Annotated in this window: 25 protein-coding genes; 14 read left to right on the forward strand and 11 right to left on the reverse strand. The window is 63.1% G+C overall.

Going from position 1 to position 22252, the window contains the following annotated elements:
- From NKJ57_RS11290 to def, 3 genes are read right to left on the reverse strand one after another with little or no spacing between them, the layout of a single operon-like run.
- Window positions 1-507 (reverse strand): GNAT family N-acetyltransferase, encoded by a 507-nt coding sequence (locus NKJ57_RS11290; protein ID WP_023728813.1) that lies wholly within the window; start codon window positions 505-507, stop codon window positions 1-3.
- Window positions 504-1454: a methionyl-tRNA formyltransferase gene (gene fmt / locus NKJ57_RS11295; protein ID WP_352510674.1), complete on the reverse strand. Its 951-nt coding sequence runs from the start codon at window positions 1452-1454 to the stop codon at window positions 504-506. The genes NKJ57_RS11290 and fmt overlap by 4 nt, the downstream gene beginning before the upstream one ends.
- A 5-nt stretch (window positions 1455-1459) precedes the next feature.
- Window positions 1460-1990, reverse strand: a complete 531-nt coding sequence (gene def / locus NKJ57_RS11300; protein ID WP_023673213.1) for a peptide deformylase — start codon at window positions 1988-1990, stop codon at window positions 1460-1462.
- Between the two features lie 103 nt (window positions 1991-2093).
- Between def and NKJ57_RS11305 the strand changes: the two genes are divergently transcribed.
- A complete protein-coding gene (locus NKJ57_RS11305) occupies window positions 2094-3347 on the forward strand; it encodes a DNA recombination protein RmuC (protein ID WP_023692996.1) in 1254 nt (417 codons plus the stop codon).
- A gap of 101 nt (window positions 3348-3448) precedes the next feature.
- Here NKJ57_RS11305 and NKJ57_RS11310 read toward each other — a convergent pair whose 3' ends face one another.
- From NKJ57_RS11310 to NKJ57_RS11325, 4 genes are all read right to left on the reverse strand, one after another.
- A complete protein-coding gene (locus NKJ57_RS11310; RefSeq protein WP_352510675.1) occupies window positions 3449-4255 on the reverse strand; it encodes a class I SAM-dependent methyltransferase in 807 nt (268 codons plus the stop codon).
- Window positions 4256-4336: 81 nt separating this feature from the next.
- Window positions 4337-4741 (reverse strand): GFA family protein, encoded by a 405-nt coding sequence (locus NKJ57_RS11315; RefSeq protein WP_023673210.1) that lies wholly within the window; start codon window positions 4739-4741, stop codon window positions 4337-4339.
- A 78-nt stretch (window positions 4742-4819) separates the two neighbouring features.
- Complete coding sequence (locus NKJ57_RS11320; protein ID WP_023687479.1) at window positions 4820-5773, reverse strand: cation diffusion facilitator family transporter; 954 nt, start codon at window positions 5771-5773, stop codon at window positions 4820-4822.
- Window positions 5774-5883: 110 nt separating this feature from the next.
- A complete protein-coding gene (locus NKJ57_RS11325) occupies window positions 5884-6693 on the reverse strand; it encodes a transglutaminase-like domain-containing protein (protein WP_023687480.1) in 810 nt (269 codons plus the stop codon).
- Window positions 6694-6906: 213 nt separating this feature from the next.
- Between NKJ57_RS11325 and NKJ57_RS11330 the strand changes: the two genes are divergently transcribed.
- Together NKJ57_RS11330 and sugE are read left to right on the forward strand one after the other, a co-directional pair.
- Window positions 6907-7032, forward strand: a complete 126-nt coding sequence (locus NKJ57_RS11330) for a hypothetical protein (protein WP_006200611.1) — start codon at window positions 6907-6909, stop codon at window positions 7030-7032.
- Between the two features lie 214 nt (window positions 7033-7246).
- Window positions 7247-7561 (forward strand): quaternary ammonium compound efflux SMR transporter SugE, encoded by a 315-nt coding sequence (gene sugE, locus NKJ57_RS11335; RefSeq protein WP_023681326.1) that lies wholly within the window; start codon window positions 7247-7249, stop codon window positions 7559-7561.
- A gap of 88 nt (window positions 7562-7649) precedes the next feature.
- Here the strand turns inward: sugE and NKJ57_RS11340 are convergent, their stop codons facing one another.
- A complete protein-coding gene (locus tag NKJ57_RS11340; protein WP_023673205.1) occupies window positions 7650-8078 on the reverse strand; it encodes a DUF6481 family protein in 429 nt (142 codons plus the stop codon).
- Between the two features lie 234 nt (window positions 8079-8312).
- On the opposite strand from NKJ57_RS11340, the gene NKJ57_RS11345 reads away from it, so the two are divergent.
- The 7 genes from NKJ57_RS11345 to pmtA all read left to right on the forward strand — a co-directional run bounded on the left by NKJ57_RS11345 (window position 8313) and on the right by pmtA (window position 16322).
- Window positions 8313-9374, forward strand: a complete 1062-nt coding sequence (locus NKJ57_RS11345; RefSeq protein ID WP_352510676.1) for an LLM class flavin-dependent oxidoreductase — start codon at window positions 8313-8315, stop codon at window positions 9372-9374.
- A gap of 110 nt (window positions 9375-9484) precedes the next feature.
- Window positions 9485-10654, forward strand: a complete 1170-nt coding sequence (locus NKJ57_RS11350) for an AI-2E family transporter (protein WP_023673203.1) — start codon at window positions 9485-9487, stop codon at window positions 10652-10654.
- Between the two features lie 82 nt (window positions 10655-10736).
- Entirely contained in the window at window positions 10737-10940 is a 204-nt protein-coding gene (locus tag NKJ57_RS11355) for an arylamine N-acetyltransferase (protein WP_023681323.1), read from the forward strand.
- A gap of 22 nt (window positions 10941-10962) precedes the next feature.
- Complete coding sequence (locus NKJ57_RS11360) at window positions 10963-11961, forward strand: LLM class flavin-dependent oxidoreductase (RefSeq protein WP_352510677.1); 999 nt, start codon at window positions 10963-10965, stop codon at window positions 11959-11961.
- A gap of 371 nt (window positions 11962-12332) precedes the next feature.
- A complete protein-coding gene (dnaK, locus tag NKJ57_RS11365) occupies window positions 12333-14249 on the forward strand; it encodes a molecular chaperone DnaK (RefSeq protein WP_023673200.1) in 1917 nt (638 codons plus the stop codon).
- Between the two features lie 219 nt (window positions 14250-14468).
- The gene (gene dnaJ / locus NKJ57_RS11370) at window positions 14469-15599 is read left to right on the forward strand and encodes a molecular chaperone DnaJ (RefSeq protein ID WP_352510678.1); all 1131 of its coding nucleotides are present in this window, start codon (window positions 14469-14471) and stop codon (window positions 15597-15599) included.
- A 117-nt stretch (window positions 15600-15716) separates the two neighbouring features.
- Window positions 15717-16322 carry a phospholipid N-methyltransferase PmtA gene (pmtA, locus tag NKJ57_RS11375; protein WP_352510679.1) on the forward strand — a complete coding sequence of 202 codons (606 nt, stop codon included), beginning with the start codon at window positions 15717-15719 and terminating at the stop codon, window positions 16320-16322.
- Between the two features lie 97 nt (window positions 16323-16419).
- Here pmtA and NKJ57_RS11380 read toward each other — a convergent pair whose 3' ends face one another.
- The gene (locus NKJ57_RS11380; RefSeq protein WP_352510680.1) at window positions 16420-17328 is read right to left on the reverse strand and encodes a LysR family transcriptional regulator; all 909 of its coding nucleotides are present in this window, start codon (window positions 17326-17328) and stop codon (window positions 16420-16422) included.
- A gap of 122 nt (window positions 17329-17450) precedes the next feature.
- Between NKJ57_RS11380 and NKJ57_RS11385 the strand changes: the two genes are divergently transcribed.
- The 4 genes from NKJ57_RS11385 to NKJ57_RS11400 all read left to right on the forward strand — a co-directional run bounded on the left by NKJ57_RS11385 (window position 17451) and on the right by NKJ57_RS11400 (window position 19802).
- Window positions 17451-18062, forward strand: a complete 612-nt coding sequence (locus NKJ57_RS11385; protein ID WP_352510681.1) for a LysE family translocator — start codon at window positions 17451-17453, stop codon at window positions 18060-18062.
- A 120-nt stretch (window positions 18063-18182) separates the two neighbouring features.
- Complete coding sequence (locus tag NKJ57_RS11390) at window positions 18183-18779, forward strand: NADPH-dependent FMN reductase (protein WP_352510682.1); 597 nt, start codon at window positions 18183-18185, stop codon at window positions 18777-18779.
- Window positions 18776-19489 carry an orotidine-5'-phosphate decarboxylase gene (pyrF, locus tag NKJ57_RS11395; RefSeq protein ID WP_023687488.1) on the forward strand — a complete coding sequence of 238 codons (714 nt, stop codon included), beginning with the start codon at window positions 18776-18778 and terminating at the stop codon, window positions 19487-19489. The genes NKJ57_RS11390 and pyrF overlap by 4 nt, the downstream gene beginning before the upstream one ends.
- A 25-nt stretch (window positions 19490-19514) precedes the next feature.
- Window positions 19515-19802 (forward strand): DUF1330 domain-containing protein, encoded by a 288-nt coding sequence (locus tag NKJ57_RS11400; protein ID WP_352510683.1) that lies wholly within the window; start codon window positions 19515-19517, stop codon window positions 19800-19802.
- Between the two features lie 16 nt (window positions 19803-19818).
- Here the strand turns inward: NKJ57_RS11400 and NKJ57_RS11405 are convergent, their stop codons facing one another.
- Window positions 19819-21072 carry a low temperature requirement protein A gene (locus tag NKJ57_RS11405; protein WP_352510684.1) on the reverse strand — a complete coding sequence of 418 codons (1254 nt, stop codon included), beginning with the start codon at window positions 21070-21072 and terminating at the stop codon, window positions 19819-19821.
- A gap of 90 nt (window positions 21073-21162) precedes the next feature.
- Complete coding sequence (locus NKJ57_RS11410; RefSeq protein WP_352510685.1) at window positions 21163-22224, reverse strand: D-alanine--D-alanine ligase family protein; 1062 nt, start codon at window positions 22222-22224, stop codon at window positions 21163-21165.
- Between the last annotated feature and the right edge of the window lie 28 nt (window positions 22225-22252).

Genomic DNA, 22252 nt, shown 5'->3' on the forward strand with positions numbered 1-22252 from the left:
TCAGGCGGCGAGTGCGGTAAAGGCCTGGGCGTAGACCAGTTTGCCTTTTTCGGGTGCGTCACCCCAGGCCAGCGCCTGCAGCGCTTCGCCCTGATATTCGCTCTCAAACTTTTCGGCCCGCGCATGATTGTAGCCGAAGCGGCCGTAATAGGCCGGATCGCCCAACACAACGGCGAGCGTCTCGCCGGCATCCCTGAGGCGGATATGCGCCTCGCGGATCAGCGCACCGCCAATGCCCGAGCCGTGGAACGAAGGTTCCACCGCCAACGGCGCCAGCGCCACGGCTGCGAACTGCTTGCCGCCGTTCTGGACGAACAGCCTGGAAAACAGGATGTGGCCGACCACCTGGCCGTCTTCTTCCGCCACCAGTTCGACAACGGCGTCGCCGCCGGTGACCAGAGCGTCGACCAGCCCGGCCTCCGCCTGCTGGCCGAATGCGTGTTCCTCGACCAGGCGTATGGCCTCGCGGTCCCGCGGCGTCGCGCCGCGTATCGACATCATGCTCATGAGAACTTCATTCCTTTTTCGATCTTGGCCCCGCGCAGAAACTCCTGCGCGGCAGCAGGCTTTCCGCCCGCCCGTTGAACTTCGACCAGCCTGACCGCGCCCGACCCGCAGGCGACCGTCAGCCGGTCATCGAGAATTCCTCCCGACTCGCCCATGCTTTCAGAAAGCGTACCTTCAGAAAGCGTCGAGCGAAGCAGTTTCAGCCGTTCCGTGCGGCCGCCGATGTCGGCCTCGCACCAGGCGCCGGGGAATGGCGACAGCCCGCGAATGTGATTGTGGACCTCCGCAGCCGGGCGCGTCCAGTCCACACGTGTCTCCGACTTATCGATTTTCCTGGCGTAGGTCACCCCGTCAGCCGCCTGCAAAGTCGATGCCAGGGTATTTGTCTCCAATCGGGACAGCGCTTCCACCATCAGCGTGGCAGCAATATTCATCAAGCGGTCGTGCAGATCGCCGGCCGTCATATCGGGCTCTATGGCGCATTTTTCAACCAGTGCCACCGGACCGGTGTCCAGGCCCTCTTCCATGCGCATCACCATCATGCCGGTCTCGACGTCGCCGGCCATAATGGCGCGCCGGATGGGAGCTGCACCACGCCAACGCGGCAAAAGCGAGGCGTGGCCGTTGAGGCAGCCGAGGCGCGGAGCCTCCAGAATAGCCTTCGGCAACAGCAAACCATACGCGACGACGACCGCGACATCGGCACGCAACGCCTGGAAAGCAGCTTGCTCGGCCTCGCCCTTCAGCGACAGCGGCGTGCGCACTTCGATGCCCAGCCGCTCAGCCTCGCGCTGCACCGGCGACGGTGTCAGCTCCAGCCCGCGGCGGCCCGCGGCGCGCGGCGGCTGGGTGTAGACGGCTGCTATCTCGTGCCCGGCCTCGGCAATCGCGCGCAGCACCGGCACCGAAAACTCCGGCGTGCCCATGAAGATGACGCGAAGCGGCATCTTCCCTATCCCACCAGCTTGCCCGGCGCCTTGTCCTTGGCGAGCTTCTTGAACTTCTTGACCACCATGTCGCGCTTCAGCTTCGAGATGTGGTCGATGAACAGCACACCGTTGAGATGGTCGATCTCGTGCTGCAGGCAGGTCGCCATCAGGCCTTCGGCCTCGATCTCCTGCAGCTTGCCGTCGCGGTCGAGATATTTCACGCGCACCGAGGCGGGACGCTCGACCTCGGCGTAATAGTCCGGGATCGACAGGCAGCCTTCCTCGTAGACCGAGCGAGCGTCGGCGCTTTCGAGGATTTCGGGATTGATGAAGACATGCGGCGCCGGCGGCTCGTCTTCCTTGGCGAGGTCGATGACCAGCATGCGCAGCGGCTCGCCGATCTGGATTGCGGCCAAGCCGATACCCGGCGCATCATACATCGTCGCCAGCATGTCGTCGGCCAGTTTGCGCAAAGGCGCGTCGACCCGTTCGACCGGTTTGGAAACCTGGCGCAGGATAGGATCGGGAAGGATGATGAGCGGCTTGATCGACATGGCGCCTCACCTAAAACGTCGCAGGAGAAGCGTCAACCGGTGCGAATCGGTCTCGTTCACGTTTTGATCTGTGCCAGGTCTGCGAATCGGCTATGCTGGCGGGATGAACGACCTGAGCACCATCCTTTCCGAACCCGTTGCCCGGCTTGGCGCCACGACGATCACGCTCGGCCATGCACTGGCCCTCGGCGCGCTGGTGTTTCTCGGCCTGTTCCTGGCGCTTGTCGTGGCGCTGTGGCGATCGGCCAAGGCGCGCACCATCGCCGCGGCGGAAGCCGCCGACCACGCCCGCGACGCCGAGGCGCGGATGGCCGGCATTTTGCAAAGCCAGGCCGAGATGCAGGGCCGCATGGGCGCCATCGCCGACGTGTTCGGCGCAAGGCAGGCCGAACTCAACCAGTCGATCGGCCAGCGCCTCGACGCCATGACCGGCAGGCTCGGTCAAACCATGACCGAACAGACCAAATCGACGCATGAGAGCCTCGCCAAACTGCAGGAACGGCTGGCGGTCATCGACACCGCGCAAGGCAACATCCAGTCGCTGGCCGGCCAGGTCGTGCAATTGCAGGCGATCCTGTCCAACAAGCAGACGCGCGGCGCCTTCGGCCAGTCGCGCATGGAGGCGATCGTCGCCGACGGCCTTCCGATGGGCGCCTACGAGTTCCAGGCAACGCTGTCAAACGGCAGCCGTCCCGACTGCCTGGTCAGGATGCCGAACGGTGCGCCGCAGCTTGCCATCGACGCCAAGTTTCCGCTGGAAGCCTGGAACGCCATCCGCGCCGCCGATGGCGCCGAACAACAGAAGATCGCGGCCCAGGCTTTCCGCCGCGACATCGAAATTCACGTCCGCGATATCTCGGAAAAATACCTGATCCAGGGCGAGACGCAGGACACCGCCTTCATGTTCGTGCCGTCGGAATCGGTGTTCGCCGAAATCCACGAGAATTTCGACGCCGTGGTCCAGAAGGCGCACCGGGCGCGTGTCATCATCGTCTCACCGTCGCTTTTGATGCTGTCGATCCAGGTCATCCAGGCCATCCTCAAGGACGCCCGCATGCGCGAACAGGCGCATCTGATCCAGGGCGAGGTGATCCGGCTGATGGAAGACGTCGCGCGCGTCGACGAACGCGTGCGCCGGTTGCAGACGCATTTTGGCCAGTCGGCCAAGGATATCGACGAGATACTGGTGTCGACGTCGAAGGTGACCAAGCGCGGCCAAAAGATCGAAGCGCTGGAGTTTGGCGAAAGCGAAGCCGAAGTGCGCGGTGGCGGACCCGCCAAGGCCGAAGCCGGGGTGCGGGTGGCGGATTCCAAGACGGGGCAGCTCAGGCTACGTGTCGTCGAAGGCGACGATTAAAGCGCGTCGCGCTGAACGGATTCATACGACGCGCTTTAAAAGTCTTTGTTTTGATGCATGTCGTTGTCCCAGAACCGCGGCACACTTCTGGGCGCCATGCATTAGACCATAGCCACGATCATGTGCGCCTGGATCTTGGCCGCAACCTCGCCGCTGCCGTGTCTGGCTGCAATCACGGACGCGGCGTGATCGGTTGCGGCTTCCAGTTTTCCTCTGGCCTCGATTTCGTTGCGAAGCGGAGTTCCCTGGCAATAGGCAACCGCCGGAAGGCGCGGCGAGGAGGCACGGCTTTGTTCGGCCCTCGTGTCGATCACCACACGGGAGAAACCTGCGGCTTCCAACTCGCCGCGGATCAATGCAATGTCATTGTAGCCGTGCGGCGTGCGGGCGAGAAAGCGGGGCGGATCGTTCGGAAAAATCTCCGCAAGAGCATTCGTCACATCATTGGCGAATACATTGTCTTCGATGCGATCCCACACGTTGAACAGGAAATGGCCGCCGGTCTTCAGGACCCGCTTTGCTTCGCGATAGCCGGCGGCTCGGTCGGGAAAGAACATCGCGCCGAACTGACAGCAAACGAGATCGAAAGCCGCATCTTCGAACGGCAGCGCCAGAGCATCCGCCTGACGCCATTGTATGCGACTGTCGGGAGCTTGTCGCGAGGCCGCGTAGTCGAGCATAGGCTGGTTGAGGTCGGTCACGACATAGCTTGCGCCAGGGGACAGTTTCGGCGCCAATGCGCGGGTGACAACGCCGGTGCCGGCGGCGACTTCCAGGACGGCGCCGGGCGACAAGGACGCTGCCCGTCGTGCCAAATCCGCGGCGAACGGCTCGAAGATCAACGGCACCATGTAGCGGTCGTAGTTTTCCGGAATCGAGCCGGCAAACACTTTGTCCGTTTCCGACATTGCTATCCCCCGCCATCCGTTTGATAGCGAGCCTAGCACATAATTGGCTGGTTTGGGCCGCGTTTAACCGGGAGGCAGGTGCTACTGCGCCTCTACGATGCTTACGCCCTCGAATTCCGGAAGCCAGTGCAGGGCCGATCGGTGCCATTTCTGTTGGGTCGGAACGAGATCCTCGCGTTGCCGCGCGGTCCCCGCCCTGATCCCATAGACCTTCGGCCCGTCGCCAACCGACGTTGCGTAAAGATGCGAACCGCAGTCGCCGCAGAACGCCTGGGCACGCTTGGCGCCGCTCGATCCCGTCTTGATATAGACCTTCGGTGTGCCCTTGGTGATCCTGTAATGATCCTCAGGCGCGGGAACGGTGACACGAAAGGCGGTGCCGGTCAGTTGCTGGCAGTCGGTGCAATGACAGATAGAGGTCTTTTCCGGGTCGACGTCTGCTTCATAAGTTATGGCGCCGCAATGGCACCCACCATCGATTTTCATGGTTGATTCTCCGAAATCCGTCGAGTGATCTTAGCGGGACCAGGCGATGGGGCCAACGGTGGACTGCTGGTCCAAGAACTAGTCCGACGCCGCCTCGACCTGCTTGCGCCGGTGCTCCCAGGTTCCGGTCGTCTGCGGCTTGACGAACAGTCTGGTGATCTCCGGCATTTCTTTTTTCAAGAGCGCCTCGATGCGCTCGACACAGGCTTCGATCTCAGGCGCCGTCAGATGGTCCTCGAATTCGATGCTCAGCCCAGCGACGATCTGTTGCGGGCCGAGATGGACGGTGAGAACGCCGTTGGCCCGCTGCACCGCCGGATCCTGCTGGGCGATGGCCAGCACCTTGGCCTGCACTTCCGCCGAGGCCGGCTCACCGATGAGCAATCCCTTGCTTTCGCGCGCCAGAAAGATGGCGGTGGCGCCGAGGATCATCGCGATGCCGATCGAGGCGACGCCGTCGAGTTCGGGCATGTCGAGGAGTTCGGCCGCCAATATGCCGGCGAAGGCGACGAAGAGACCGAGCAGGGCGGCGCTGTCCTCGAACAGGATCGTGTAGACGCTCGGATCCTTGCTCGATTGCACGGCCTGCAGCCAGCCTTGCTTGCCCTTCTGCTGGCGGAACTCCTTCAGCGCCACGTACCAGGAGCTGCCCTCGAACAGCATCGAGAGGCCAAGCACGATGTAGTTGATTTTGGGATTGGCGACCGGCTCAGGCGCCATGATGTGGACGACGCCTTCATAGAAGGACACGCCGGCGCCGAGCGCAAAGACGAGCAGGGCGACAATGAAGCTCCAGAAATAGAGCTCGCGGCCATGGCCGAGCGGATGGGTGCGGTCCGGCGGACGGGCGGCGCGGTGCATGCCGTAAAGCAGCAGCCCGCCATTGCCGGTATCCACCAGCGAGTGCACGCCTTCCGACAGCATCGCCGAGCTGCCGGTGAAGAAGGCGGCGACGAATTTGGTCACAGCAATAGCGAGATTACCGGCGAGCGCCGCGTAGATGACCGTCTTCGACCCGCCATGTGCTGCCATGCTGTCCCTCCAAGGAACCTGATGTAACGCCCCTGAGCTCCACAGGCATCACAACGCACGAATCGCCCGGTCGTTCAGGGTCTTGTAGGCCAGCTTGCGGAAAGACGCCCCTATTCGATGATCTCGTCCGTCCACACCTTGAAACCAGCCAGCGTGCCCGGTCCGAAGATGTGGGTCAGCGGCACGTCGGCGGCGTCGCGACCCGACGCGATCAGGATGCGGCCGATGCGTGGCGAATTGTTCCGCGGATCGAAGACATGCCAGCGGCCACCGAGATAGACCTCCATCCAGGCTGCGAAATCCATGCTCGCCCAAGGTTTGGGCAGGCCGATGTCGCTGATGTAGCCGGTGCAGTAGCGGGTCGGGATGTTTAGCGCACGGCAGAAGGTGACGGCGAGGTGGGCAAAGTCACGGCAGACGCCGCTTTGCTCGCGATAGGCTTCCGCCGCGGTGCGGGTCGGCCGCGCATTGCCGTAGCTGAAGACGATGTGGTTGTGGACGAAGTCGCAGACCGCCTGGACGCGCGCAATGCCAAGCGGCGTATGCCCGAACAGCCGCCAGGCTTCGCTGGCCAGCAGATCGCTCTCGCAAAAGCGGCTCGGCAACAGGAAGAGCAATGTGTCCGACGGCAGATCGCGCACCTCGTGCTGCCAGGCCATCAGGTCGCCCATCTCGAACGTGCCGGGGTCGCGGATTACCGAATCGGTGCCGAAGGTGAAGCGACCGGGCGGGGCGACGAAACGGTTGCACCAATTGCCGAAACTGTCGCGGTAGCTCTGGATCGGCACCGGCGGGTTGGAGGTCAGGAAATCCGGGCGCTCGAGATCGGAGGCCCTGGAGTAGTGGACGTTGAGCATCGCGATCAGCGGCGTTTCCTGCGGAAAATCGAAACTCATCTCGCTGCCGATGCGGATTCGCATTGTCGTCCTGACCGCACTTCCTGATCATCGCCGGGCGAAGGCATGGCCGATGCTGCAGTGCGAAGGCAACCATGGCACGGACCGGAATGGTTTACGAGCAAATTAGAAACCGGTTGAAAGCGGCCCGCCGGCGCCGGCGACGGACGCCCGCCCCCTTGCAGTCCGGCGTTTCTCTTGTTTCACTTGGCCTCCCAGCAACTGGAGGAACGAATCATGGCTAAAGGTGCGATGAAGGCGGGCAAGGAAGCTCGCAAGCCGAAAAAAGACGCCAAGAAGCCCGCCGCGGCTCCGGCGCTGAAGGCGCCGCCCGTGAAGGCGATGAGGCTCAAGGAAAAGTAAGCCCGCCTTAGGTCGTCAATATCTTGGGACGGCTGAGATCCGGGCAAACCGTTTCGGCGCAGATTTTGACACCGGCGGCATGAACGATGCTGCCGGTGTTTTGTTGATCGGACCGGCGCAGCCGCTTATACCGAAGCGGCGAGGACGACCTCGCGCCTTTCTCAAAAATCCGGCCGGGACGGCCCGCCATGCTCATGGAATGGAGTGCATCCCGATGTCGTGGATTTTTCTGTTTTTCGCTGGTCTGTTCGAAATCGGCTGGGCGATCGGCCTCAAATACACCGACGGCTTCTCGAAGCCGTTGCCGACGGTGCTAACCGTCGCCTCGATGATCATCAGCCTGGGCCTGCTTGGCCTGGCGCTGAAGACGCTGCCCGTCGGCACGGCCTATGCGGTGTGGACCGGCATCGGCACGGTCGGCACGGCGCTGCTTGGCATCTGGCTGCTGGGCGAGCCTGCGACGGCCATCCGGCTCGCCTGCATTGCGCTCATCGTCTGCGGCATTATGGGGCTGAAGCTCGCCGCCTGAGCTCCGAGGCATCAAACCCTTAAATTAGGCAAACGCCCTCAGGGCCGCTGCAAGGCGACCCTGATGTCCGATCGTTTCGATCGAAGCGTTAGCGGGCGGAGAAGCCCGGAGGCGTCCTGCCGGTACGCTGCTTGCGCGCCGCATAGCGTGCGTCGCGCTTGGCCTTGCGTTCGGCTTCGTCGGCCAGCAAACGGGCAATGCGCTCGTTTTCTTCGGCTTCCTTGATCTTCGCTTCAGCCTGCGCTGCCTCTTCGGCCGCAATACGCGCCGCTTCGGCTGCTGCCTCGCGCTCGGCCTTCTCGACCGCCTCGCGTGCCAGCTTTTCCTGCTTCAGCCTGGCCTTTTCGGCCTCGCGTATTTCGCGAGCCTCAAGAATCGCCTTGCGTTCGGCCTGTTTGGCCAGAACCGCAGGATCATCAGCCGCCGGCTTTGACTTGAAGCGCTCCAGAAGCGCCTTCTTTGCCTCGTTCGCGGCATTGCGCCGCTCGAAAATGTCTTTTTCCCTGTAGATAGCCAAGTCCACTTCCCTGAAGTCAATTCGCGACGCTTACATACGCGCGAAAACCGAGAGTTCAAGCGCCAAAACGGTATGCCAGCCATGAAAGTTTATGCTGTTGCAGCCGGGAGACGCGTTTTCCCTGAAACAAAGCCGGCCGAAACCGACATGCACTGTTCACTATCCGCCCCTCTGGCGGCCGGGGCGGCTCGCCGCTACCTCTAGCGGCAAATCAGAACATTTGGATGACATGCCATGGAACTCGGTCTCTACACTTTCGCCGACGTCAGCCCGGAGCCCGGCCCCGGCGCGATCGGCCCGCATCAGCGGCTGCGCAATCTGATCGAGGAGGTCGAGCTGGCCGACCAGGTCGGCCTCGACGTCTTTGGTCTGGGCGAACATCACCGACCCGACTATGCCGCGTCCGCGCCGGTGGTGGCGCTGGCCGCTGCCGCCGAACGCACCAAGCGCATCAAGCTGACCAGCGCGGTCACCGTGCTGTCCTCCGACGATCCGGTGCGTGTCTTCCAGCAGTTCGCAACGCTCGACCTTTTGTCGGGCGGCCGGGCCGAGATCATGGCCGGGCGCGGCTCATTCATCGAATCCTTCCCGCTGTTCGGCTACAATCTCGAGGACTATGACGAGCTGTTCGCCGAAAAGCTCGATTTGCTGCTGGCCATCCGCGATAATGTGAAAGTCACCTGGTCCGGCAATCTGCGCGCGCCCATCAACGACCGCGGCATCTATCCGCGGCCGCTGCAGGACAAATTGCCGATCTGGATCGCAATAGGTGGAACGCCGCAGTCTGCTGCCCGCGCGGGGGTGCTCGGCCTGCCGCTGGCGCTGGCCATCATCGGCGGCGAGCCGGCGCGGTTTGCACCGCTGTTCGACATTTATCGCGATGCCGCCAGGCGGGCCGGTACCGATCCCTCGGGCCTTGCCACCAGCATCAATGTGCACGGCTTCATCGCCGGCACCACTGAACAGGCGGCCGACGATTTCTACGGCCCACAGGCCGAAGTGATGAACCGCATCGGCCGCGAGCGCGGCTGGGGCCCGACCTCGCGGGCGCATTTCGATCAGTCGCGTGGTCCGAACGGCGCGCTGTTTGTCGGTAATCCGGAGCAGGTGGCGGAAAAGATCGTCGCCCAGCACAAGATCTTCAACAATGACCGCTTTCTGCTGCAGATGGCGATCGGCGCCATGCCGCACGCCAAGATCATGAAGGCGATCGAACTCTACGGCACCAAGGTGGCGCCGATCGTACGCAAGGAGACCGCCAAGCCCGGCGTCGCCGTCGCAGCGCCAGCCGCCTGAGCGACGGGCGGCCCGGATTGAGGGCCTTGCCGGCTAACGGAACCTTGGGCTTGCAGAGGCGTTTCCGTCAGGGGAAAGCACCAATTGCGGTGCGCCGCTGAGGGAAAATCATGAAAGCCGAACCCGCCGCTTTGGGTGCTGGCCTTGCCGAGACCGAAGAGGCGAGAGTTGTGGCGCGTGCCGACACGCATCTGATGCGTTCGCTGCTCATCGGGATCTTCCTGTTCATGGCCATCTACGCGCTGTATTTCGCGCGTGCTTTCTTCATGCCGGTCATCCTCGCCTTCCTGCTGACGCTGACGCTGACACCAATCGTCCGCTTCCTGCGCAAGCGCGGCATTCCGGAAGTGGTTTCGGCGACAATGTTGGTCGTGCTGTCGATCTGCGTCTTCGGCGTTGCCGGCTATCTGCTCAGCGGCCCGGTCATCGACCTTCTCAACAACACCTCGTCGATCGGCCAACAACTTACCGAACGGCTGGCGCAATTACGGCGTCCGCTCGAGAGGATCATGCAGATCTCGCATCAGATCGAACAGATGACGGAGACCTCGCAGGAGCCGGGCATCCAGAAGGTGGCGATGGCGCAGTCCGGCGTCCTGTCGGCCGCCGCCAGCAACGTCCTGTCGGCGGGGACAAGCCTGACCATCATCTTCGTGCTGTCGCTGTTCCTGCTGGCGTCAGGCACGATGTTCTATGAGAAGATCATCCAGTCCTTCGCCAGCCTCAGTGAGAAGAAGCGGGCCTTGCGCGTCGTCTATGACGTCGAGCGCGAAATCTCGCATTATCTGCTCACCGTCACCGTCATCAATGCCGGTCTCGGCGCGGTTATCGGCCTTGGCCTGTGGGCGCTCGGCATGCCCAACCCGCTCGTCTGGGGAACGATGGCGGCGCTGCTCAACTTCCTGCCCTATGTCGGCGCGCTGATCACCATCGTGCTGGTCAGCGTCATTGCGATGATCAGCTTCGACTCGATCACCTACGCGCTTTTGGCGCCGGGCTTCGTGCTTTTGTGCGACATCGTCGAAGGCCAGTTCGTTACGCCGATGGTTGTCGGCCGACGCCTCGAGATCAACGCCGTGGCGATCTTCATCGCCATCGCCTTCTGGTCCTGGCTTTGGGGCTTTGTCGGCGCGCTGATGGCGGTGCCGCTGCTGGTCGTCGTCAAAGTGTTCTGCGATCATTTCGATGGCCTCAGCCATGTCGGCAATTTTCTCGCCGCACAGCAGACGGCCGTGGTGGAGGAGGAAGCGGCCGAAGAGAACGGCAAGGCCGCGGCATAAGCTTGCCGCGCCCGTCCATCATCTCGCATTTGTTGTCTTCAGGCGGAGTGCCTATATCGAGCCGGTCAAGCCGGACCCTGCGATGAACGATGCCTCCTTCGACCTCGATTCCTATTTCGACCGCATTGGCTATCGCGGTCCGATCGATGCGTCGCTCGACACGCTGAGCGCGCTGCATCGCCAGCATCCGCAGGCGATCCCGTTCGAGAATCTGGACCCGTTGCTTGGCGCCAGCTCGACATCGTCATTCCCGACCGCGCCTTCGAAACCAGGGTCAGGCAGTTGAACATCGTAAAGGCTTGAGGCCCATGACCGCACTTTCCGTTCTCGACCTGTCGCCGATCGTCGAAGGCAGCGACGCCTCGCAATCGCTGGCAAATTCGCTCGACCTGGCCCGCCATGCCGAGCGGCTCGGCTACAAGCGCTACTGGCTGGCCGAGCACCACAACATGCCGGGCATCGCCAGCGCGGCGACCGCCGTCGTCATCGCCCATGTCGCCGACGGCACCAAGACCATCCGCGTCGGCGCCGGCGGCATCATGCTGCCCAACCATGCGCCGCTGGTGATTGCCGAGCAGTTCGGCACGCTGGCGGCACTGCACCCCGGCCGCATCGACCTCGGCCTCGGCCGGGCGCCCGGCACCGACATGGGAACGGCGCGTGCGCTGCGCCGCAATCTCGATGCGTCAGACAATTTCCCCCAGGATGTCGTCGAGCTGATGGGCTATTTCCAGCCGGCCGCGGAAGGCCAGCGTATCCACGCCGTGCCCGGCGAAGGCCAGAAGGTGCCGGTCTGGATCCTCGGTTCCAGCCTCTATGGCGCGCAGCTCGCCGCCATGCTCGGCCTGCCCTATGCATTCGCCTCGCATTTCGCGCCGGCCGAACTGGACCATGCGCTGGAGATCTACCGTTCGCGCTTCCAGCCTTCGGAACAGCTGGACAAGCCCTATGTCATGCTCGGCCTCAATGTTTTCGCCGCACCAACCGACTCTGAGGCCAAACTGCTGTTCACCTCGCTGCAGCAGGCCTTCGTCAATCTGCGCACCGGGCGGGCCGGCCGCCTGCCGCCGCCGGTCGAGGGCTATGACCAGACGCTCGAGCCGATGGCAAAAACCATGATTTCGCAGGCGCTGTCCTGCGCCGTCGTCGGCTCTCCCGAAACCGTCCGGCAAGGCATAGACGCGTTCGTGCGTCGCACCGGCGCAGACGAGCTGATGGTGACCGCGCAGATCTTCGACCATGCGGCACGCGTGCGCTCGTTCGAAATCCTGGCCGAGGCGCATAAATCGCTGTCGCATGCCGCGTGACGCTTTTGCCTGTGTCTGCTGTGGGCAGGCGCCTTCCTCAGCCAGGAGCCGCCTCTCTCACGCATAGGTGACGTTTTCTTGTGGTTTCGAAGCCCTGACTGGGCGCTTCGCCGGGGGATCGCGCAGATCCTGGGGTTTTGAGCGCGGTTTGAGCACATCCGGGCCGCCGGGCGGCTGTTCAAAGGCGCCAAGCGCGGCGCGGTGGATGCCATGCGCAGAATGCTTGCGCCCGATGCCGCCTGTTCTTATATACGCGCCAAGCCGCCCAGTGCCGGAATGCCGGTTGCCGGAGCGGAATTTCTTGTGAACAGGGGCTTTCGTCGGAACGCCTTACGGGTCCTGAGAGCCTGCTTAGCGGAGAGACTAGAAAAATGGCAAAAGTAATCGGTATCGATCTCGGCACCACCAACTCCTGCATCGCCATCATGGATGGCAAGGAGCCCAAGGTCATTGAAAATGCGGAAGGCGCGCGCACGACGCCTTCCATCGTCGCCATCTCGGGCGACGGCGAACGTCTCGTCGGCCAGCCGGCCAAGCGCCAGGCGGTCACCAATCCTGAAAACACCATCTTCGCGGTCAAGCGCCTGATCGGCCGCCGCTATGACGACCCGGTGACGGAGAAGGACAAGAAGCTTGTCCCCTACAAGATCGTCAAGGGCGACAATGGCGATGCCTGGGTCGAGGCCGGCGGCAAGAAGCAGTCGCCCAGCCAGATCTCGGCCATGATCCTGCAGAAGATGAAGGAAACGGCGGAGGCCTATCTCGGCGAGAAGGTCGAGAAGGCGGTCATCACCGTTCCGGCCTATTTCAATGACGCCCAGCGCCAGGCCACCAAGGACGCCGGCAAGATCGCCGGCCTTGAGGTGCTGCGCATCATCAACGAGCCGACGGCTGCAGCACTTGCCTACGGCCTCGACAAGAAGGATGGCAAGACCATTGCCGTCTATGACCTTGGCGGCGGCACGTTCGACATTTCGGTGCTCGAAATCGGCGACGGCGTGTTCGAAGTGAAGTCGACCAATGGCGACACCTTCCTCGGCGGCGAGGATTTCGACATGCGTCTCGTCGAATACCTGGCGGCCGAGTTCAAGAAGGAACAGGGCATCGACCTGAAGAACGACAAGCTTGCGCTGCAGCGCCTCAAGGAGGCGGCTGAAAAGGCCAAAATCGAGCTGTCGTCGACGACGCAGACCGAAATCAACCTGCCCTTCATCACCGCCGACGCGACCGGCCCCAAGCACCTGACACTGAAGCTGACCCGTGCCAAGTTCGAGCAGCTGGTCGACGATCTCGTCCAGCGCACCATCGAGCCCTGCAAGGCAGCGCTCAAGGATGCCGGGCTGAAGGCTGGCGAGATCGACGAAGTGGTCCTGGTCGGCGGCATGACCCGCATGCCCAAGATCCAGGAGATCGTGAAGCAGTTCTTCGGCAAGGAGCCGCACAAGGGCGTCAACCCGGATGAGGTCGTCGCACTCGGCGCCGCAATCCAGGCCGGCGTGCTGCAGGGCGACGTGAAGGACGTGCTGCTGCTCGACGTGACGCCGCTGTCGCTCGGCATCGAGACGCTGGGTGGCGTGTTTACCCGCCTGATCGAACGCAACACGACCATCCCGACCAAGAAGAGCCAGGTGTTCTCGACCGCTGAAGACAGTCAGTCGGCCGTGACCATCCGCGTCTTCCAGGGCGAGCGTGAAATGGCTGCCGACAACAAGGCGCTCGGCCAGTTCGACCTGGTCGGCATTCCGCCGGCGCCGCGCGGCGTGCCGCAGATCGAGGTCACTTTCGATATCGACGCCAACGGCATCGTCAACGTTTCGGCCAAGGACAAGGGCACCGGCAAGGAGCACCAGATCCGCATCCAGGCCTCTGGTGGCCTTTCGGACGCCGACATCGAGAAGATGGTCAAGGACGCCGAAGCCAATGCCGAGACCGACAAGCAGCGGCGTGCTTTGGTCGAGGCCCGCAACCAGGCCGAGGCGCTGGTGCACTCCTCCGAGAAGTCGCTGAAGGAATATGGCGACAAGGTTTCGGAAACCGAGCGCACGGCGATATCGGAGGCTATCACGGCGCTGAAGGCTGCTGCCGAAGGCGACGATGCCGCCGACATCGAGGCCAAGTCGCAGACGCTTGCCGAAGCATCCATGAAGCTCGGCCAGGCCATGTACGAAGCTTCGCAGAAGGAAGCGGCGGAAGCCGACGCCAAGGCGGACGCGGCCAAGGATAGCGACGTGGTCGACGCCGATTTCGAGGAAATCGACGAAAACGACGAGAAGAAGAAGTCGGCCTGACCGGTTGACGGCAAATAAAGCGGAAAGCCCGGCGCAAAGCCGGGCTTTTTTGCAACCCTCGCTGAAAAAGTGCGGGCCTTGCCGAAAAAGTCACTGAAAAACACAGGCACAAGCGCGCCGGCCCTAGCATCCGGGCAGCACCGCTCCTAAATCGAGACAACGTGCCGGCAAACGACGCAACATGCATCAAGACGTTGAGCATCCGGACTGCGGGAAAAGATGAAAGCTGATTTCTACGAGACGCTGGGCGTGCAGAAGGGCGCCGACGAGAAGGAGCTCAAGAGCGCTTTCCGCAAGCTGGCCATGCAGTTCCATCCCGACCGCAATCCCGGCGATCACTCATGCGAGCATAAGTTCAAGGAAATCAACGAAGCCTACGAAACGCTGAAGGACCCGCAGAAGCGCGCGGCCTATGACCGTTTCGGTCACGCCGCCTTCGAGCAGGGCGGCATGAATGGCGGCGCGCAAGGTTTTGGCGCCGGCGGCTTCGCCGACATTTTCGAAGATATTTTCGGCGACATGATGGGCGGGCGCCAGCGCCGCTCGTCGGGCGGCCGCGAACGCGGCGCCGATTTGCGCTACAATATGGAAATCACGCTGGAAGAAGCGTTTGCCGGCAAGACCGCGCAAATCCGCGTGCCGGCCTCGATCTCATGCACGGAATGCTCCGGGACCGGCGCCAAGCCCGGCACCCAGCCGGTGACCTGCTCGATGTGCCATGGCCACGGCAAGGTACGGGCGACGCAAGGCTTCTTCTCGATCGAGCGTACCTGCCCGCAATGCCAAGGCCGCGGCCAGACGATCAAGGACCCGTGCCCGAAATGCGCCGGCCAGGGCCGCGTCACCGAGGAACGCTCGCTGTCGGTCAATATCCCGGCCGGCATCGAGGACGGCACCCGCATCCGGCTTGCCAATGAGGGCGAGGCGGGCCTGCGCAGCGGCCCATCGGGCGACCTCTATATTTTCCTGGCGGTGAAGCCGCATGAATTCTTCCAGCGCGACGGCGCCGATCTCTACTGCAAGGTGCCGATATCGATGACGACGGCCGCCCTTGGCGGCTCGTTCGAGGTGACGACGCTGGACGGCAGTCAGACCAAGGTGAAAGTGACCGAAGGCACGCAGAACGGCCGCCAGTTCCGCCTCAAGGGCAAGGGCATGCCGGTGCTGCGCCAGCCCAATGTCGGGGACCTCTATATCCAGACCGCGGTCGAAACGCCGCAAAATCTGTCGCGCCGCCAGCGCGAGTTGCTGGAAGAGTTCGAGCAGCTGTCGTCGAAGGATAATTCGCCCCAGTCGAGCGGCTTTTTCGCCCGCATGAAGGACTTTTTCGAATCCTTCGGCGAGCACTGAACCCAAACTAAGGCCGCCACGCTTCCCGAACGTCATCAACATCTTATGCCAGATCGCGCCTTGCCTTGGACCTGTTAGCTGCTAAGTAGCGTTCGGGGAGTGTTGAGGAGAACTTGCATGGCACGTGGTCCGGGATTGCGGAAGGCGCTGGCGGAAAAGTTCGACGACGAACTCAAATTCTTCAAAGGCTGGATCGACAAGCCGAAGTCGGTCGGTTCGATCGTGCCGACAAGCTCCGTCACCGCCCGCAAGATGGCTTCCATCGTCAATCCGAAGTCCGGCCTGCCGGTGCTTGAAGTCGGCCCCGGCACAGGCGTCATCACGCGTGCAATCCTCGCCCAGGGCGTTAAGCCCGAAAACCTCTACGCGGTCGAATATTCCACCGATTTCGTGCGCCATCTGCGCCATCTCTATCCCGGCGTCAACGTCATCGAGGGCGATGCCTTCAATCTCAACGCCACGCTTGGCGAGAAGAGCGGGATGGTTTTCGATTCCGTCGTCTCCGGCGTGCCGCTGCTCAATTTTCCGGTCGCACAGCGGATCGCCTATATTGAAAGCCTGCTAGACCGCATCCCGGTTGGACGGCCGATCGTGCAGCTGACCTATGGGCCGTTGTCGCCGATCCCGCCCGGCCGCGGCAATTACACGGTCAAGCATTTCGACTTCATCTTCCGCAACATCCCGCCGACGCAGCTGTGGATCTACCGGCGGGAAGCGCATTAGCTTGGTATCGAGGGCGGGAGAAGTCTCTGGCGCCTTGTAGAGGATCGACGTTTCCCGAAGGAAGCTCGATTGAAGGGTCGATCCACATCCTTGACTGTTATCCGCCTCGCAAACTCGTGGCGACCTCTCTGATCGCCGCGCACATGGCCCGCACGGCCGTTGCTTCGGCGCTGCTGGAGAGCAGAAGCAGCAGAGGCCGACGCGCACGCGGCTCAAGAGGACGCCTCGCGACGGTTCGCTGCCAATCGGCCGGAAACGCAAGGCCTGGCGCAATCGACAAACCGCGCCCGGCCCCAACCAGAGCAAGCAGCGCCGCCATATCGCTCGCCGACAGGATGACAACTGGCGCAACGCCAAAATCCTGGAACAATTCGGCAAGCATTGGTCCGCAGCCGCCGCTCGACATGATGAATGGCTGGCCGTCGAGAGCGCGGATCGGAAATGACCCGCCTTGGACTGAGTTCTTTTGCGATGACGCCACAAAGAGTTCGTCGTCGACAAGTTCCTCGGCTTGGCAATTGCCGGCGATGTAGGACAGTCCAATATCGGCGGCACCGCGATCGACCCACTCCGCCACCTCGGTATCCGTGCCCAAGAGCAGTTCGACAGCAAGCTCCGGGTGCCGGACGGAAGTAATGTTCAACGCATATGGAGCAATCTTTACCGAGGCGCTGCTGACCAGCGCGAGCCGTACTCTGCCTTTGATGGAGTGTTCCCGTAGGCCGACAAGACGGCCTAAAGCATGCAAAGCGGCGCGCGCCGCGTCCAAAGCCGCCTCGCCGGTTGCGGTGAAAGCGACACCGCGCCGATCACGTATGACGAGGGGCGCGCCAACGATCTCCTCCAGCGCCTTCATTGCATGGCTTATGGCCGATTGAGAAAGACAGAGCCGCTCGGCGGTTTTGGTGAAGCTGCGCGTCTCGCTGAGCGATGTCAGGACGCGCACCATCGTGATGTTGATATTAGCTTTGTTCATGGCTGCCGAAATATCTTTCATTTCGCTCATATTAAAGAGCGCTGTAGGTTTTGTGAAGGTGAGGGAAACGACCCTCGAAATCGGCGAGCGGCTTTCCTGGCCTCTCCGGCATGCAGGCGTGCGGTACGACGAGACTGAAACTGGAGTATCGCATGAGCTACCTTCCGCAATTCCTGACCCTTGCTTCGGTCTTCCTGCTCGGCGCCATGAGCCCAGGACCCGATTTTGTAGCCGTGACTTCCCATGCGCTGATCAGCCGTCGCGCGGGGTTCCATGTGGCGCTTGGCATTGCCGCAGCGATCATGGTGTGGGCGGCTCTCGCGATGTGTGGCCTGGGCCTCGTACTGACGCAGATTGCATGGGCTCACCTTGCCGTCCGGATCGCCGGTGCCGTGTATCTCGGTTACCTGGGCAGCAAGATCCTTTTGTCGGCTTGGCAGGCGCGGCCACCGCTGGCCGTCAGTGGCGCAGAGACTACGGCTCCTTGGCGAAGCGGATTCGTTGTCGGAATTACAAATCCGAAGACGGCCGCGTTCTTCGCGAGCCTGTTCATATCGGTATTGCCGATGCAGGCTCCGATCTGGGTCCAGGCAGTGTCGCTGGCCATAATCGGGCTGGTCGCGATGGCGTGGTTTGGGCTTGTCGCGCTAATGTTCTCCACAAGAAGGGTTCGGTCGGTATATGGCAGCGTCCGCAGGCCGATAGATGCCTTGCTCGGAGTTGCACTCATCGCGCTGAGTGCAAGAATTGCGGTCACCCACTAGCAATAGCCCAGCTGCTCGGCACACCTTCGCGCGCCTGCCCCCCGATCGTTTCCGTTTTTTGAGCCAGTGCGTTGATTTGCGCAGCCTCTGGCTGTACCTGTCCGGGAACAAGAGTGGCCAATGGCTGTGATCGCGAAAATCCTCGTCTTCGCCGGCTCGGTGCGCAGCGGCGCCTTCAGCGGCAGGACCGCCGATGTGGCGCAGAAGGAGCTGGCCATGCAAGGCGCCGAGGTGACGCGCATTTCGCTGGCCGACTATCCGCTGCCGATCATCGACGAGGACCTCGAAAAGGAAAAAGGCGTTCCCGACAACGCCGTGAAGCTCGGCCGGCTGATCGCCGCCCATGACGGGCTACTGATCGCGACGCCGGAATATAATGGCTCGATCCCGCCACTGCTCAAGAACACGATCGACTGGGTAAGCCGGGTGCGCCTCGATGGCGGCTGGCCGGTGAGGCCGCTTGTCGGCAAGGTCGCCGGCCTGTGCTCGTCTTCCAACGGACATTTCGCCGGGATCCGCTGCATCAACCATCTGCGCGCCGTGCTGGTGCGCTGCCAGCTGGAGATGGTGACGCCGGAATGCTCGGTATCCGATGGCGGCAATGCCTTCGACGGCGACGGCAATTTCAGGGATGATAGACTGACCAAATCGATGGAGCACCTATGCCGCACGCTGATCGAAACCTCGCGCATGCTGTCGACCCGGACCGGGGCATGATTTCCACAGCCATGCAGGCCCATACGATGAGAGACAGGCTGATCGTCGGCCTCGACGTGCCGACGGTGAAAGAGGCCGAACAGGCGGTGCGCGAACTCGACGGCGTCGTCTCCTTCTACAAGATCGGCTATCAGTTGGCCTTCGCCGGCGGGCTCGACTTCGCCAGGGAGTTGGCCAGCGGCGGCACGAAGATCTTCCTCGACATGAAGCTGCTCGACATAGACCACACCGTGGCGAAGGGTGTCGAGAACATCGTGCGCATGGGCATGACGATGCTGACCATCCATGCCTATCCCAAGGCGATGAAGGCAGCTGTGGAAGCGTCGCGCGGCAGCGACCTGTGCCTGCTGGCGGTCAGCGTGCTGACCTCGATGGACGAGCAGGACGTGATCGACGCCGGCTATGAATACGACCCGCACACGCTGGTGCTGAGGCGCGCCGAACAGGCGCTGCATGCAGGCATGGGCGGCGTCGTCTGCTCGGCCGAGGAGGCGGAAGCGGTGCGCCGCATCGTCGGACCCGACCTGGCGGTGGTGACGCCGGGGATACGGCCCAAGGGCAGCGACCATGGCGACCAGAAACGCGTGGTGACGCCCGGCCAGGCGATCCGCAACGGCTCCAGCCATCTCGTGGTCGGCAGGCCGATCGTGGCGGCAAGCGACAGGCGCGCGGCTGCCGAAGCCATACTGGAAGAGATGCGCGCCGCCTGACATTTTTCGAACCAGGAGAAGAACAATGCCCAAGGGATACTGGATCGCCCGCGTCGATGTGCGCGACGCCGAAGGCTACAAGGACTATGTCGCGGCGGCGAAGCTCGCCTTCGAGCGCTTCGGCGCGAAATTCCTGGCGCGCGGCGGCGAGCACGAAAAGGCCGAGGGCCAAGGCCGCGCCCGCAACGTCATCATCGAATTCGAATCGCTTGAAGAGGCGCATGATTGCTATCACTCGCCGGAATACCAGCGCGCCGTCGCCATCCGCCAGAAGGTCGCCGACGGCGAGATCGTGCTCGTCGAAGGTATCTGAGGCGGAGCCTCGCTGCTCAGCGCGGCGTTTCCTCGACCGCCAGCGCCTCCGCCTGATGGCGGTGTCCCAGCGTCTCGTAGCCCACGATGGTGACGGCCGGCGCCAGCGTCAGGATGATGAGGCAGACCGCCATGTCGACGCCGGCAAGGGCGGCGATGACGGCAAGAGCCACGACGCCGGCCGTTCCCGCCAGCAGCCAGATGTGCAAGGGATCGAAACGTCGGACGAGATAGTAGTAGAGCGCATAGATCGCAGCCAGGAAGACGCCTAGCGGAATGGCGACCGAGAGCAGTGTCGCCACAGGGCCGATATGGGCCTTGTGCTCGATGAAATAGGCAGCGACATGCAGCCCGGCGCCGGTGCCGACGATGGCGGCGACGATCAGCATCTGGCCATAGCCCCAGACAAAAGAGCGATTGCGGTGCTGGTGCAGCACCGCCCCCGAGGGCAGCATGTAATAGACCCACCACATGCCGAAGGTGAGACCCATTCCGGCAATGCCGATCAAGGCGGCGTCGAGATTCCAGCCCTGCTCCTCGACCACGGCCGACAGCGTCGCCAGCGTGCCGACCACACCTTCGCCGAGCGCGATGATGGCGAACAGGCTGTAGCGCTCGGCGACGTGGTGCGCGTGCCAGGGCGTGCCGCCATCCCGGCGTTCGGCGATGACCGGCCCGGCAAGCTCGATGAGAAGCAGGACGGTGCCGAAAGCCAGGCTCGTCTCCAGCGAGAAATCGACCAGGATCTGCACCACCCAGCCGACCTGGGCGATCGCGATGGCGATGGCATAGGTGAGACAGGCACGCCGCCGCCCAAAGTCCTGCCGCGCCGCGCGCAGCCATTGGAAGATCATGGCGACGCGCATGATGACGTAGCCCAGCACCATGACCGAATTGTTGAGGTGTTCGCCATGCTCGATCGAGGCGAACATGCGCGGCAGGCCGATGGCCAGCACCAGCACGCCGATCATCTGCACCATGGTGACGAGGCGGAAGATCCAATCGTCGGTGTCATAGGCGGAGGAAAACCAGGAGAAATTGATCCACGCCCAGCAGATGGCGAAGCTGGCAAAGCCGAAGCCGATCAGCGCCGCCGCGTAGTTGCCCTCGGCAAGGGCGTGCGCCAGTTGCGCGGCGGCAAGGCTGAAGGCGGTGACGAAGGTCAGATCGAACAGCAGCTCGAGCGGCGTGGCGACGCGATGCGCCTCGTGCGGATCGCGGCCGGCCATGCGCCTGATGTGATGGTGGAGGGAGCTTGCTGGTGTGCTCATCGCGCGGCCTTGCCTGAGGACTGTCCCGCGACACTAAAGGTGGAGCAAAAGCCGTCAAGGCGCGGTAGGTCGCGCTGGTCCCTCGACCGTTCAGATCGCCTGTCGGTTCAGTCGGTTCGCCGCCGTCTCGGCAACCGCATCGGCCAGCGTCATGCCCCATTGCATCAGGCAATAGGCGCGGAAATCGAAGCAGGGCAGGCCGGGACAGACCTCGAACTCGATGAGGTGGACATGATCGGTGGCCTCGACCCTGAAATCGATGGAAAACACGTCGCGCAGGCCAAGTCCGCTGACCAGCCGCTCGGCGATGCGGCGGATGGTTGCCGCGGCTGCCGGCTGGGTGTCGGCAACCGCCTCCAGCACCGGCTCGCTGTATAGTCCGGCCGCCTTGGCGGCCTCGCCGGTGTCGCCGTAGAGCGCCATCGAGTCCGCCATGGTCTGGAAATCGCCGCCGGAGTCGACGAACGCAACGCCGAGCGCTTCCGCCCCGGCATCCGTTTGCAGCCCAAGGAAGCTGGCGCGGACATTGCGACCGCCGACATAGGACTGGACGACGACATCGTCGCGGTAGGCGGCATAGACCCGCCGGCTAAGCTCCAGCGCATGGGCCAGGTCGTTGCAGCGTGAATCCGGCCAGATGCCTACCTTGGAGCCGAGCCGGTTCGGCTTGACGAACCAGCCGGCTTCCGAAGCTGGCGGGTCGGCCAGCCAGCGGCCGTCGCGGGCCAGGCCTGCCTGCGGCGCCGGCAGGCCGAGCGCGCAAAGCACGGCGCCGGAGCGGAACTTGTCCTGGCAAAGCGCGAACAGCGCATCGTCGGCTCCGATGGTTCTAAGCCCATTCAGCCTGGCAAGTGCGGGTGCTGCAGCACCGCGGAAATAGGCAATGCCGTCGGTCAGCGTCCAGACCAGCGTGGTTGCGGGATCGGCCTTCGCCAGCGCGCTTGCCGCATCGTCGAGTGCAACCGGCATAAAGGCCTGGCCGCGCTTTTCACAAGCGGTCGCCAGTTGATCGAACTCAGGAGCGAGATCGGTCGACTGCGCCAGATAAGACGAGATTTCCAAGGCGCGCTCGGCGGGAAAGCCGTCGGCGACCAGCCTGTCGAAACAGGCCCTTTCCGGCTCATGGACGAGGATCAAGGTCGGGCGCGGCATGGGTCAACGCTTCTCGGTGATGCAGCCA

The organism is Mesorhizobium sp. M0077 (genome assembly GCF_040322955.1).
Lineage (GTDB): Bacteria > Pseudomonadota > Alphaproteobacteria > Rhizobiales > Rhizobiaceae > Mesorhizobium.